We start from the raw sequence: 13,467 nt of genomic DNA on the forward strand, positions 1-13,467 counted from the left end.
ATGTCCTGGGACTCAATACACTGAGCCATCAGAACAAAGCATCATCGATGTAACGCATTAGAATTGATTGACCAGACGAGGCCGAAAGCGTTCCCCATCGCGTCGATTCTTACATTTGAGGGCGACGGTTGACACTATCAAGGTAGTAAAGAAAAGCGCGGGAGCATGCCAGCCTGAGGCCATATCGAGCACAGATAAAAATCCGACGCCCGATAACGCCGCGACTAGCGGTAGCGCATAAACCCAAAGTGCCAAGCGCGTTAATGAGTGGCGCGGCATGCTGATACGCACACGGCTGCTCAAGGGAAAACGGGCCGCCAATGCGCAAGGGGGGTGGCTCGATACATCCGGGGATGGGGCATCGAAACGAACGGGTACATTGATGTGCAGTCGCCGAGGGCGCTGCAAAAGCCCCGCACCACACCCTTTGCCTTGTTGACAGCGCTCGCAGCCAGCCTCCGCCTGAACCTCTACACGCAGCCCTGCCGCTGTATACCCCACCACCGTGGCATCACGATGCAAATTGGCCGACGCACAGGAAGGTAGTGCCATCGAAGTTACTCCGAGGTCATGTCGACGTGAGCCACGGAACGGACCACACGGCGCAACACCTTAGGCGGCACCTCGCCAATCGCCACCGCCTGGTAGTCATGGCTTTTTCCTGAGAAACGCTCAGCGGCCACTGCCGACACATTCAGCTGATGTACGCCAGGCCGAAGCGACGACGCTGTCACCGGCTCAACAAACACACTAATGGTGGCCAAACCATCGCTATAAAGCTGCTGGGCACGCCCATCAGCCAACTCCCGGGAGACACCGGGCTGCAGTTGAAAGCCCTCGGGAAGCCAGTTCACCTGCCAATCAACGCTGGGCGCATGGCCAGGGCGGCCAATTTCGACATCGCCGTTAAAACGTGTCGGCTCTTGTAGCTGAGTCACTTGAAATGTTTCTAAAATGTCGCCCTCAGCGTTGCGCACAACATGCTTTAACACCAGGCCACTCGCGGTATCGAGCCACCACTGATGCGGATAGCGGTTAGCGTCGCGCGGGTCAAAGGAGATCTGCACTGCATCGCGCCCCGCCACACGCTTTTCCTCTTCAAGCGAAATGGTGTAGATGCGCTCCAGATGCTTGGCCCACTGTGCGGGTACGGAGGCGTCTTCTTCAGGTGCATGTGACCAACCCCAATGACCGATACGCGCGTGCCGCTCGATGCTCATCGAAGGGCCATCCAAGTACTGGACTACCTGTTGGCGAATGCCATCCTGAATACGGTGTGAGAGGGCCAACGTGCGCACTTCGGAGTCGCCAATGGCCACGGCGCGCGCTTGATAGCTGTAACAGTGGCTGGCCCACAGACTATGGGCCAGCCACTGTTGAACATTCTCAGGGGTTTGCTCTTCGAGCGCCTTGCAGCTTAGTGTCCGGGTGTCGCCCTCCGGCTCGGAGGCCACAGCCGAAGTGGTAGCCACCAGCAAAACTTGCAGAGCGCAGCTCAAAGTAAGCACAAGAACATTACGAATCATCGGCAGCGGCATAGCAACATGGTGTCTATCGATTAACGGTAGATATTTTTACGCGCTCTATCGCCCCAGCGACTCTGTCGCCATGGCGGAACGCGTCAGCGGCAGCCAGCTATCGCTGTTACCGTAAGCGGCACCGTGGGCATGCTGCTCAAGATACGAGCGCAGCAGCTGTGTTTGCTCAAGGTCGAGCCCTGCATTTTGCACACTGCTTACCGAGTTGCGCTGGGGCTGAGAGGCTGAGAAGCCGGTTTCGCTGACATTCATAAGCCCACTGTTGACGGGCTGGCCATTGAGCCGAAAGGGGGTAGGCTCAAACATGGGGACATCGCGACTAGCCGGTTTGCCTGAAGACACGGAAGTGGCCAAATTCACAGGCTGTACTTGTTGAGTGGCGCTAGGCGGTACTGCAGGCGCATTGGCCACACGGGAGGAGCCGTTTGCCGGTGAGGCGTTATCACCCCCGTCGAGGCTGTTATTGAAATACTGAACCCCGGTGATCACCATCAACGAAACGGCGGCGGCAACTCCCGCGCCACGAGCAAAAGAGATGGTGGGCACTTTGCGCGCTTCACGCTGGGAGGCCGCCACTTGTGGCGCAGGCTCTTCACGCAACCGCGCCATAATGCCAGCGGAGAGATCGGTACTGACGTCGACACCCTGTTCACGCTGCATCAGGCTGCGTGCTAAATGGTAACGCCGCCACGTATCGGCTGCGTCGGCATTATCAGGAAGTGCCTTTAACACGCGGCGTAGTTCCAACTCGTCGCTCTCACCGTCCATTAAGGCGGAAAGCGATTCCCGTGTGTTCTGACTCATACTTCACACCCTCACACTGTGTTTCAGAGAAGCTAAAACGGGCCTTCGGTCGCGTTAATGACTAACCGGCCCCAATGGCAGTAACGCAATGCGTTTAGTAGCGCCGCTTCTCTGCGGCCAAACCCCATCGTCTTTTTACACTACGATGTCGAAATGTCGCCACCTTCAAGGCGGTCTGCCCTGTATGACGCCGTATCTAGCTGACAGTTCAACACAAGCCCCAAACAAGGCAAAAAAAACGCGCTTACTCTTCTCGACTGTTGCGCGCCGTGCTCACCAAGGGGCGAATATGCTCATCGACGGCTTCACGAGCGCGAAAAATACGCGAGCGAACCGTTCCCACGGGGCACTGCATCACCTGCGCAATATCTTCATACGCGAGGCCGTCGAACTCCCGAAGCGTAATCGCGGTGCGTAAATCCTCGGGCAATTTTTCAATGGCTTCGAACACGGCCGCTTCCAGTTGGTCCCTGGCGATGGACGCCTCTGGCGACTCGCTATCCGCGAGCCGGCCACTCTGGTCGACAACCTCAGCATCGGCCACGTCCATATCGCTACCCGGCGGGCGCCGTCCCCGCGAAACAAGGTGATTTTTTGCGGTATTAATAGCGATGCGGTACATCCAGGTATAAAACGCGCTTTCCGAGCGAAAGTTCGCCAGCGCACGGTAGGCTTTGATGAACGCCTCCTGCGCCACATCCTGCACCTCGGCATGGTCATGCACATAGCGGCCAATCAGCCCCATGATTTTGTGCTGATATTTCTTCACCAGGAGGTCAAACGCTTGGGTGTCACCTTTTTGGGCACGCTCAACAAGCTGTTGGTCGGTTTCACGAGTGCCCATTCACACGCCCCTCCTGCTCGCCTGGGAAAGCATACATTCAGATCGATTTTGTCCCCATTGCGGGTGGGCATTAACAGCAAGCAGCATAGCGTCCCTTGGGAGTTTGATAAGTCGAGTGAAACTAGTGTTACGCGTTCTGCACGAGGCATCAAGCGCTTAGCGCAATGAAAAAATCCATACAGGAAACCCTGGGGCCGACACGCTGCCTTATTCAATAGTTCCGTAACAATTGATTTTTACTGCCTTGGCAAGCGATAGTAGGCGCACCTTTTCGACCACCGCGTAAGCACAGGTAGCACGATGTCTCAACAGCAGGTGAATAACCTTAATGTCCTCGCTCAGGATGTTCTCATTACCCCTGATGCGCTAAAAAAAGCCGTCCCTCTAACGGAAAAAGCCGAACAATCAGTGATTGAAGGCCGTCAAACCATCCAGAACATTCTTGATGGTAAAGACCCGCGCCTGTTGGTGGTCGTGGGCCCATGCTCGATCCACGATGTGGATGCCGCCATGGATTACGCCCGCCGCCTGCGCGAACTTGCCGATAGCGTCAGCGATAGCCTGTATATTGTGATGCGTGTCTATTTTGAAAAGCCACGCACCACGGTGGGCTGGAAAGGCTTAATCAATGACCCGCACTTAAATGGCTCTTTCGAGATCGAGGAGGGCCTGCACATCGCGCGCAAGTTGCTGGTCGACCTCTCCGAACTCGGGTTGCCGCTTGCCACCGAAGCGCTGGACCCCATCTCCCCCCAATATATCCAAGACTGCATCAGCTGGTCAGCCGTGGGCGCACGCACCACCGAATCCCAAACCCACCGTGAAATGGCCTCGGGGCTCTCTGGGCCGGTGGGCTTTAAAAACGGCACCGATGGCAGCCTCGACGTTGCCATCAACGCGCTGCAGTCGGTCGCCAGCCCGCACAACTTCTTGGGTATCAACCACGAAGGGCAAGTGGCGATCATTCGCACGCGGGGCAATGCCTACGGCCATGTGGTGCTGCGTGGTGGCAACGGCAAACCCAATTACGATAGCGTCAGCGTGGCCCTGGCTGAGCAGGAGCTGAAAAAAGCCGATCTCTCACCCAACATCATGATCGACTGCTCCCACGCCAACTCCAACAAAGACCCGGCGCTCCAACCGCTAGTGCTGGAGAACGTGACCAACCAGATACTGGAAGGCAACCGTTCGATTATCGGCTTAATGGTGGAGTCCAATATCGGCTGGGGCAACCAAAAAGTGCCGGACGATATCAGTCAGCTCAAGTACGGGGTGTCGATTACCGATGCCTGCATCGATTGGGAGACCACCGTCGCGTCGTTCACCCGCATGAACGAAAAACTCGCCGATACCTTGGCCAAGCGCATCGCCCAGTAACCTCGTTAAGCGACGCTAAGCAATCTCGCGCCGAAACGGCGGCAAGGCATCGAGCAGTGCCTTGCCGTACCGACGCGTTAACACGCGACGATCGAGCAGCGTAATCCGTCCGCTGTCGCTCTCCTTGCGAATCAGACGGCCGCACGCCTGCACCAGTTTTATCGAGGCATCGGGCACGCTGATGCGCATAAAGGGGTTGCCCCCCTGGCTTTCAATCCACTCCGCCAGTGTCGCCCCCACCGGGTCATCCGGCACCGCAAACGGCAACCGGGTAATCACCACGTGGGTGAGATACTCCCCGGGTAGGTCGATACCTTCGGCAAAACTCGCCAGGCCAAAGATCACGCTCCCCTCGCCGCGGTCCACCGCCGCCCGGTGGCGCTCCAGGAGCTCGCGCTTGGGCAGCGCGTCCTGCGCCAGCACGCGAGCCTTCACCTCAGCGGGCAAGGCTTTTTCTACCGCGCGCAGTTGCGCGCGGGATGAAAACAGCACCAAGGCCGCCTCGCGATCGGTAAGCGCCGTGACAAAATCTATAATCGCTTGCTCGTGGGCCTCGCGATCGCTTGGGTCGGTGGCTGCCTGGGGCACGCTAAGCACGGCATTGGCGTAGTCAAAAGGGCTTGGCAGCGCTTGATAGCGGTAGCGACCGGCCAGTCCCGCTCGCTCCTGCAGGCGCTCGAAACGTCCCAATGCGGTGAGCGTGGCAGAGGTCACCACCGCCCCATGGCAGCGGCCCCACAGGTGTTTGGCCAGGGTGTGCGCGGCCGATACCGGGCTTGCCGAGAACTCCACTTCCGGCTCTCCACCGACACGGCTCAAGGTAACCCAGCGCGCGCAAGGCGGCGCATCGTTTGGGTCCACCGCGCTGATCGCCTCCCACAGCGCATGCGCTTCCAGCGCCCGCCCGTGCAGCAACGCCACCAATGGCAACCAACTTTCCGCTTGCTCGCGATCTAAACCGGTTTGTTTATCCGGATCGAGACTTTCGCGCAGAATATCGCCGATCGTTTCAAGGCTGCGCGATAGCTCGGCAAACAGGGTCGTCAGTTGAAGGGCCTGCTCGCGCAGGGCATCAGGCGCCTGCCCCTTGGCAAAGCGTGTCTGCTTAAACGCCTCCTCGTCGCCCAGCCCATTGGGCCGCTCAGCGAGCTGATGGCCTAGCGAAAACACCTCCTGCAGCGCCGGCTCCAGCGCCTGAAGCATATCGGGGAGCTTGGCGAGCAGTTGACGAACCGTCGACTGTTGGGCTAGCGCCTGATGCAGCTCGGTCAAACTACTCTTTAGCGTTTTCAGCCAACGCAAACAGCCATGCACGGCAAAGCGGTGGGCAAAGTGAGAGAGCGCTTTGTCCGGCAGGTGATGGCCTTCATCGAAGACAAAAATACAGTCGGCGGGGTCCGGCAGTATCGCCCCACCGCCCAGGGCTAGATCGGCCAACACCAGATCGTGATTGGCCACGATCACATCGGCGTCTTCCAACTCGCGGCGCGAGCGAAAAAACGCGCAGGCGCCAAAATGACCACAACGCCTTCCCGTGCACTGCCGGTGATCGACCGTCAAGCGCCGCCAGGTGGGGTCGTCGATGGATTCATGCCAGCTATCGCGATCGCCCTCCCACTCCCCTTGGCCATAGGCCTTGGCCATGTCTTGGGTAAGCTGAGAAAAGTCACTACTGGTCGCGATCAACTCTTGCTGGAAAAGCGACATCGTCGGGTTGGGCTCACTGCCTTCCAGCGCTTGATCCAGACGCGCCACACAGACATAACGCCCGCGCCCTTTTGCCAGCGCGTAACGAAAGGCAATGCCGCTGTGCTGCGCCAAGGAGGGCAGGTCGTGGCCCAGGACCTGCTCCTGCAGCGCGATGGTCGCGGTGGAGATCACCAAGCGCTTGCCTTGGGCTTTGGCGACCGGCAAGGCAGCTAGCAAATAGGCCAGGGTTTTCCCGGTGCCCGTTCCGGCTTCCAGCACGCAGACGTGGGTATCGTTTTGGCGCTTGCCCTCGTCATCCATGTCAATACCGCCAAGCGTGCGAGCGATCTCGGCAATCATTAGCCGCTGGCCGTAACGCGGCGTTAGCCCGAGACGCTCCACGACCTGGCGGTAGGCGTCCTGAATTTCACCTTTCAGCGCATCTTCGAGCATAGCGCTTAAAGCAAGCCTTCCGGTGGGTGCTCACACGGCAACTTGTCGCCAATATAGCGCTCGATCTCCGGCAGCGAGAAGGCGTCCTCTTCGCCGACAAAGCTGATCGAGACGCCCTTGGCCCCGGCGCGCCCGGTACGCCCGATGCGGTGGACGTAATCCTCGGGGTCTTCCGGCAGGGTATAGTTGATCACGTGGCTCACGTCATCGATGTGAATCCCGCGCCCGGCGACATCGGTCGCCACCAGCACTTGGATCTCCCCTTCACGGAAGCGCTCTAGCGTTTTGATACGCTGCGCCTGGGGCACATCGCCCGAGAGCATCGCCGCGCTGATACCGGCTTTTTTGAGCACGTTATCCAGTTTGCGCACCAGATCGCGGCGATTGCCAAAGACCATCACGCGCTCAAAGCTCTCTTGCTCCAATAGCCTCACCAGCAAGCGCTCTTTGTCATCGTCGGCTACCAGGTAGACGCGCTGATCGATATCCGCCTGGTTCTCAACGGTGGCCTCGATCTCGACATGGGCCGGGTCAAGGGTCCATTGGCTGGCGAGGTTGAGAATGTCCTCGGTAAAGGTGGCCGAAAACAGAAACGTTTGGCGCTCCTCTTTCTTTGGCGTGTAGCGAATAATGCGTTTCACATCGGGGATAAACCCCATAGAGAGCATGCGATCGGCTTCATCGAGCACCAGCACTTCCACTTCGTTCAGGTCGATATCGCGTTTCTGATGAAAGTCGAGCAGTCGCCCTGGGGTAGCGACCAGGATATCGACCTTTTTGCCTAGGCTGTCGCGCTGCTTCTGGTAATCCATACCCCCGACGACGCTTGCCACATTAAGTTTGGTGAAGCGCGCAAGGGCCTTGGCATCCTTCTCAATCTGCAGGGCAAGCTCCCGCGTTGGGGCGATAATTAGCGCGCGTGGCGCGCCCTGCTTCTGGCCATCGGGTGCGGGCTCTTCGAGGAAGTACGCCAGCACCGAGATCAAAAATGCCGCGGTTTTGCCCGTGCCGGTCTGCGCCTTACCCACAATATCGCCACCGAGTAGCGTGTGGCGCAGCGCTTCTGCCTGAATCGGCGTGCAGTACTCAAAGCCCTGGGCATGAATGGCACGCATTAGCGGCAGCGGCAGATCGAAATCGTGGAAGCGCCACTTGCCCGCGACCGCGGGAACTTGAAACTGGCGCAAATCCCAGCTCGATTGGCGGCGACGCGGCTTGCGCCGGCGGCGTTTAGGTTTGCGGTTCTGGGCCGATGCGGGGGTCTGTTCCGGCTCGCTCATAGGCTATGTATTCGTCCGTTACGGTGAATGTTTTGCTTAACAAAGGTGCTATTGTACCAGGGCTTCGCGCTAAGGGCGCCCTTCCTGCTCTCTTCCCTATGGCAACGCCCACGCGCCGATTCCTAAGTACAAACGCCTATGTACCAATTCCCATGTGCCAGAGAGAGGAGACTGGTAGAATGGGCAGCTACATTAACGCACTGTATTAGGAGCGCGACATGACGCGTAGAAAAAAGACTCGCTCGCTAGCGGATAAAGTCACCATCCGCACCGGTCGGCGCAAGGATTACAAAAAGTGGCGCCATGATAACCCTGACCAAGTGGCTCCCTCACGCCGCTTCGTGGCGAAAAAACAGCAGCAGCGCAAACTTCAAGCCGCGCGAAAAATGGCACGCCAAGAGAGCGGTCAACCGATTGCCATCCACCCTGAAAAGCAGGATAAGAAAGAGGATTCATAATGCGGTTGGTCTCGTTCAATATCAATGGCATTCGCGCCCGTCTGCATCAACTGCAGGCGCTGATCGATCAGCATCAGCCGGATGTCATTGGTTTGCAGGAAACCAAGGTCCAGGATAGCGAGTTTCCCCTCGCCGCGGTGGAAGCCATGGGCTACCACGTATTTTACTACGGCCAGAAAGGCCACTACGGTGTCGCCCTGCTTTGTCGCCAACCGCCGGAAGCGGTGTTTTACGGCTTTCCCGACGATGAGGAAAACGCTCAGCGCCGCATGATCGGCGTGCGGCTTCGCGCGGAGAGTGGAGAGGCGGTCACGGTGTGGAACGGCTATTTCCCTCAAGGCGAAAACATCACCCACCCCATCAAGTTTCCGCACAAAGAGCGCTTCTACGGTCAACTCTCGCGCCTTCTCGAAGAGCGGCATCGCCCCGATGAACTCGTCGCCGTGATGGGCGATTTCAATATCTCGCCGGAAGACCGGGATATCGGTATTGGTGAGGCGAACCGCAAACGCTGGCTGCGCGAGGGCAAAACCAGCTTCCAACCCGTCGAGCGCGAATGGCTCGCGGGCATTAAAGACTGGGGAATGCAAGACAGCTACCGCGTGTGTCACCCCACGCGCGATGACCGTTTCAGCTGGTTTGATTACCGTTCAAAAGGCTTTGATCGGGACCCCAAGCGTGGGCTTCGAATCGACTATATTTTGGTCACTGAACCACTGGCACGCCTAACCCTCGACGCCGACGTGGACTATGAACTACGGGCCATGGAGCGACCCTCCGACCACGCGCCGACATGGAGCACGTTTGACCTTACCCTGACGGCGGCAGATGCAAACTAGCGAGCCACTGCTGCGCCTGTTCATCGCCTAATGCCACGGCGTGTTCAAAAGCCGTTGCCGCGATCGCATTGCGCCCCCATGCATACGCGTGTTGGCCGAGCAGACGCCACTCGTCGGCATCACGCGTCATTTGTGCTAAGGCGCGTTGGCTAGCAAGGGCCTGCGCGACATCGCGCGCCTGTAGCCAGCTCTGTGCCAGTAGGCGCAGGGTTATCTCGCTACGCACCACCCGGCCATTAGCGAGCGCGGCTTCTAGATATTCCGCCGCGCGGGCGGGCGTGCCGGCCAGCCGGTGCAGCGCGATAAGCTGCCAGAAATCGTCCGAGTCGGTGAAAATATCCAGCCGCCAGGCGGTATCCCAAATCGCCGCCGCTATCGGGATCGCACCGGCACCCTGGGCCAACCGCGCTGCTTGCCGCCACTGGGCCGGTTCTGTCGTTTCGTTAAGCGTGGATAAGAGCCCTTCAAGCGCGCGCTCTGGCTGACCGGCATTAAGGTACACCGCCAACGCCAGCTCGCGCCGCGCTTGACTGCGCTTTGGCTCACTTATCGCGGCGAGCCGATCGGCAGCGACTTGCCACTGTTTGTCTTGCGCCAGCCAGCGCACGAGCCGCCACTGCTCTTCTACTGCGGATCCTGCTTTATCGTGTTCGTCCAGCCAACGGGAGAGCTGCTCGACCGCCTGCTGGCGCTGACCCGCTGCGCGGCGCAGACCGGCCTCTTGCAAACGCCAGCGCTTGGCCGTCTCAGCATCCTCCATGCCCGCACGCGCCGTCGCTAACTGGTCGGCGGCGTCAGCATAACGCCCAACGCTGGATAACGCGCTCGCCGCTAGTTGCCGATACAGCGCACTGGCAAAGCGATCCGCTGCGTTGCCCCCCGCAAAACGCTGCGCTTGCACCATCGCACGCTCAATGACCGCGCCATATTGGCGCGCCTCCAAACGCGCTTCGATGGCGTTGAGATCATTGATCACATCGCGCGGCAGCGCCGGGGCTGCCCAGGCGGGCACGCTAAACAGCACGAAAATAGCGATTAAACCGACACACACTCGGTTTTTCATGAGTATTACCTCAGCTGAAACTCGATGCGCTGAGTGGCAAGCCTGCGCTGACCGCTGGGCGCAAATTGCCACTGCGCAATGGCCTCGCGGGCAGCACGCTCGAATACGCCGCGCGGCCGGGCCTGGGTGACGTCGATCGAGGATGCCTCCACGCTACCATCGCGGCGAATAATGAAGCGCATCTCGACAAAACCCTCTAAACCGCGCCGCTGCGCTCGCGAGGGGTACTCTGGATTAACGCGATTGGCGGGCGAAACTTCGCCTACGCTTACTGGCTCGTTGGATGTACTGTCGCTCGCGACTTCTTGGCTCGCGCTCTCCCCTTGAGCCGACTCCTGCGTCACAGCACGCTCTTCGCTCACTGACTCACGGGGTGCGGGTTCAGGCGCGGGCTCCGGTTGCGGCCTGGGCTCGGGTTCCGGTTCGGGCTCCGGCTCGGGCGCCACATCCAACTCAGGCAAACGGCGATCGAGTTCAACGGGCGGCTCAGGCGTATCGGGCACCTCCATCTCGGGTATCTCGATCTGGCTTTCAGCCACCGGCGAAGGGGACGGCGCCGGAGGAGGCGGTGTTTCGACCGCTGGCGTCTTAGGCTGCGGCGTCTGGGATTGCACTGGGGGCGGGGGCGGCTCCACCAGCGTCATGGCCATCTCCTGCACGGGTTCTGGATCCGCTTCCGGGGGCGCCACCAGCAGCGCCAGCAGCCATAGAAGCCCCAGCGCCAGAAACAGCCCCGAGAGCAACGACACGCCGCTACGAATCATCGCTCGCCCCGGCTGGCCGCCACCGCCACCTGCTCAACACCGGCGCTCCGCAGACGGTCCATGACTTCGATCAACACCCCGGTGGTCGCATCGCGATCGGCCTGAATGACAACCGAGCCCTCATCGGTGACCATATCGGCCACCGTCTGCCCGACGCGATGCAGGTCGACCGGCTTGCCATCAACCCATACCGCCCCTTCCGGGGTGACCGCCACCAGTACCTGGGCATCGGGCCGGGGGGTCGCGGCGCTCGACTCGGGGCGTTCAATTTCCACGCCGCTCTCTTTGATGAAGCTGGTGGTGACAATAAAGAAAATCAGCATGATGAACACCACATCCAGCATCGGCGTGAGGTTCACCTCAGTGCTTTCAGCGGTGGACTCCATGGAACGGCGTCTACGCATGATCCTCCTCCAACGCTTGGGCTAAACGGTCGTGCAGGCGCTGATCCTCGCGGCGTATCACATGCTCAAGTCGGCTGATGAACAAAAGCCCAACAACTGCTATCGCCATACCGGTGAGCGTTGGCAGCGTGGCCCGCGCCACGCCATCGGCCATTGCACGCGCCTGATGCGTATCGCTCAGCGCTAAACTATCAAAGACGGTGATCATACCGGTGACGGTGCCCAAAAGCCCCAGCAGCGGACACAGTGCCACGAGAAGCTTGAGCCACGGCAAGGGGCGGCGCAGGCGCGCCACAAGCTCCTGCGCCCAGACATCGCGCAGCGTGTGAGCGCTCCAGCTGCGATGGTCCCGACGCGCGGCCCAGCGGCGCACCAGCCGCCGGCGCGCGATTTTCCACGTAATACGGTAGAACCACCAACGCTCAATGGCGAGCGCAAACACCACCACCGCGACGACGCCAAGCAGCACCAGTACCGGGCCGCCGGCCTCTATCAGCCGCTCAACCGGCTCGGGTTGAAGGGCCTCAAGCCTGGGAGGCAGAGCGAGCATCGTCGGCCTCCGTGCTTGTCGGGGTGGCATGGGAATCGAGATGATCAGCCAAGGCAGCACTGGCCTGCCCTTCGATCACCTGTGTCAGCGTTCGGCTTCGGCTCGATAGCGCCGTTTGTGCAAACAGCAGCGGCACCACCGTGACCAACCCCAAGACCGTTGTAACCAGCGCCTGGCTGATCCCACCCGCCATCAGTTGCGGGTCACCGGTGCCAAACACGGTGATCGACTGAAATGTCACGATCATACCGGTGACGGTACCCAAGAGCCCTAGTAGTGGTGCAATCGCAGCCAATAGCTTGACCAGCGGCTGGCCTCGCTCGATGCGCGGAAGCTCCGCCAGTACCGCTTCGTCAAGGCGCGCCTCCAGGGCCTCGGGCGGCAAGTGCTTATCGAGCCCCGCGAAGCGTAGCAACACGCGGCCAAGGGGGTTGTCCGCCGCCAGTGTGTCGGGCTGGCGACGTTGGCGGCGTACTTTTATACTCACCGCGACCAGGTAAAGATACTGTATGAGCGCCACCAGCAGCCCTACCGCACCCAGGGCCACGACGACGTAACCCACATACCCCCCTTGGTGGAAACGCTCGATCAGCGTGGGCCGCTGCTGCAGTGCAGCGAATACGCTTCCCTGAGTGGGATCAATGGCCATGGTGCGGCTCTCGCCCGCCGCGAAGGGCGAAAGCCACGATTGCACTTCCGCGGGCGTATCCGACAGGAGCGCCAGGTGCTCCTTGTCATTACCGGGGCGCAGTAGCGCTTGCGGAGTGAACGCCGCGAAATCTCCTAAGCGAATAACCTCCCGCTCGGCCACCTCGCCGCTGGTATCCGCCACCGGCAACGACAATTTCTCTGCTCGACCAGTGGCCGCCGTCAGAGAGGCCAGGCTGTCCACCACGACTTCAACGTGCTGGCGCTCCAGCACATCAGCTTCTTCCAGACGCGGCGGCAATAAGGTCTCGCCCAGCGTCAGCCAGCTGTCGTCTCCCAGCGCATTGCGGACTTCGCTGGCGTGGCGTTTGAGCTCATCCAACAGCCCCGCCATGGTGTCATCCTGCTCGCTCTGGCGGGCGGACAAGTGCGCCTCGACCACGGCCTGCGCGCCCTCTTGCATTCTTAGCAACTGCTGTTTGCGTTCGGCTTCCTGGTGCGCTTCACGCGCCTGTTCCAGCTCGAGCGCCAGCGCCTCCTCGTTCTCCAGCAGGCGCATCAGGCGTTGCTGGTCGCGAAGTTCTGCAGCTTCACGGGCCTCGCGCAGCGAAACCACCTCATCGCTGTCGATTTGTGCCTGGCTCGGCTCTTGAGGCTGTGCCCCGTCCTGCGCCTGGGCAGTAACGGCCGTGCCGATTGAAAGCCCCAGCAGCAGTGCCATCACCAGGGTTGTTACACGGGATGATCTCTTCACGC

At 60.1% G+C, this 13,467-nt stretch carries 14 protein-coding genes; 3 read left to right on the top strand and 11 right to left on the bottom strand.

Annotation, left to right across the window (positions count from 1 at the left end):
* Positions 1-57: 57 nt before the first annotated feature.
* From BQ9846_RS17270 to rpoE, 4 genes are all read right to left on the bottom strand, one after another.
* A complete protein-coding gene (locus tag BQ9846_RS17270) occupies positions 58-552 on the bottom strand; it encodes a SoxR reducing system RseC family protein (protein WP_075881359.1) in 495 nt (164 codons plus the stop codon).
* Between the two features lie 5 nt (positions 553-557).
* Positions 558-1,472, bottom strand: coding sequence for a MucB/RseB C-terminal domain-containing protein (locus tag BQ9846_RS12920; RefSeq protein ID WP_159437926.1), 915 nt, complete (start codon positions 1,470-1,472; stop codon positions 558-560).
* 111 nt (positions 1,473-1,583) lie between these two features.
* Complete coding sequence (locus BQ9846_RS12925) at positions 1,584-2,342, bottom strand: sigma-E factor negative regulatory protein (RefSeq protein ID WP_075881361.1); 759 nt, start codon at positions 2,340-2,342, stop codon at positions 1,584-1,586.
* Between the two features lie 244 nt (positions 2,343-2,586).
* A complete protein-coding gene (gene rpoE, locus BQ9846_RS12930) occupies positions 2,587-3,186 on the bottom strand; it encodes an RNA polymerase sigma factor RpoE (RefSeq protein WP_075881362.1) in 600 nt (199 codons plus the stop codon).
* 300 nt (positions 3,187-3,486) lie between these two features.
* Between rpoE and BQ9846_RS12935 the strand changes: the two genes are divergently transcribed.
* Entirely contained in the window at positions 3,487-4,563 is a 1,077-nt protein-coding gene (locus BQ9846_RS12935) for a 3-deoxy-7-phosphoheptulonate synthase (RefSeq protein WP_075881363.1), read from the top strand.
* A gap of 15 nt (positions 4,564-4,578) precedes the next feature.
* Here BQ9846_RS12935 and dinG read toward each other — a convergent pair whose 3' ends face one another.
* The gene (gene dinG / locus BQ9846_RS12940) at positions 4,579-6,705 is read right to left on the bottom strand and encodes an ATP-dependent DNA helicase DinG (RefSeq protein WP_075881364.1); all 2,127 of its coding nucleotides are present in this window, start codon (positions 6,703-6,705) and stop codon (positions 4,579-4,581) included.
* Between the two features lie 5 nt (positions 6,706-6,710).
* Complete coding sequence (gene rhlB / locus BQ9846_RS12945) at positions 6,711-7,985, bottom strand: ATP-dependent RNA helicase RhlB (RefSeq protein ID WP_075881365.1); 1,275 nt, start codon at positions 7,983-7,985, stop codon at positions 6,711-6,713.
* Positions 7,986-8,203: 218 nt separating this feature from the next.
* On the opposite strand from rhlB, the gene BQ9846_RS12950 reads away from it, so the two are divergent.
* Together BQ9846_RS12950 and xthA are read left to right on the top strand one after the other, a co-directional pair.
* The gene (locus BQ9846_RS12950; RefSeq protein ID WP_075881366.1) at positions 8,204-8,443 is read left to right on the top strand and encodes a hypothetical protein; all 240 of its coding nucleotides are present in this window, start codon (positions 8,204-8,206) and stop codon (positions 8,441-8,443) included.
* Positions 8,443-9,282: an exodeoxyribonuclease III gene (gene xthA / locus BQ9846_RS12955; RefSeq protein ID WP_075881367.1), complete on the top strand. Its 840-nt coding sequence runs from the start codon at positions 8,443-8,445 to the stop codon at positions 9,280-9,282. The genes BQ9846_RS12950 and xthA overlap by 1 nt, the downstream gene beginning before the upstream one ends.
* Here xthA and BQ9846_RS12960 read toward each other — a convergent pair.
* From BQ9846_RS12960 to BQ9846_RS12980, 5 genes are read right to left on the bottom strand one after another with little or no spacing between them, the layout of a single operon-like run.
* Positions 9,254-10,345 (bottom strand): hypothetical protein, encoded by a 1,092-nt coding sequence (locus BQ9846_RS12960; RefSeq protein WP_075881368.1) that lies wholly within the window; start codon positions 10,343-10,345, stop codon positions 9,254-9,256. The two genes, xthA and BQ9846_RS12960, sit on opposite strands and share 29 nt — an antisense overlap.
* 5 nt (positions 10,346-10,350) lie before the next feature.
* Positions 10,351-11,109 (bottom strand): energy transducer TonB, encoded by a 759-nt coding sequence (locus BQ9846_RS12965; RefSeq protein ID WP_075881369.1) that lies wholly within the window; start codon positions 11,107-11,109, stop codon positions 10,351-10,353.
* Positions 11,106-11,513 (bottom strand): ExbD/TolR family protein, encoded by a 408-nt coding sequence (locus tag BQ9846_RS12970; protein ID WP_075881370.1) that lies wholly within the window; start codon positions 11,511-11,513, stop codon positions 11,106-11,108. The genes BQ9846_RS12965 and BQ9846_RS12970 overlap by 4 nt, the downstream gene beginning before the upstream one ends.
* Positions 11,506-12,063 (bottom strand): MotA/TolQ/ExbB proton channel family protein, encoded by a 558-nt coding sequence (locus tag BQ9846_RS12975; protein ID WP_075881371.1) that lies wholly within the window; start codon positions 12,061-12,063, stop codon positions 11,506-11,508. Before BQ9846_RS12975 ends, BQ9846_RS12970 begins: the two co-directional genes overlap by 8 nt.
* Positions 12,038-13,465 carry a MotA/TolQ/ExbB proton channel family protein gene (locus BQ9846_RS12980; RefSeq protein ID WP_235818961.1) on the bottom strand — a complete coding sequence of 476 codons (1,428 nt, stop codon included), beginning with the start codon at positions 13,463-13,465 and terminating at the stop codon, positions 12,038-12,040. The genes BQ9846_RS12975 and BQ9846_RS12980 overlap by 26 nt, the downstream gene beginning before the upstream one ends.
* Between the last annotated feature and the right edge of the window lie 2 nt (positions 13,466-13,467).

The organism is Vreelandella massiliensis (assembly GCF_900155385.1).
GTDB classification, from domain to species: Bacteria; Pseudomonadota; Gammaproteobacteria; order Pseudomonadales; family Halomonadaceae; genus Vreelandella; species Vreelandella massiliensis.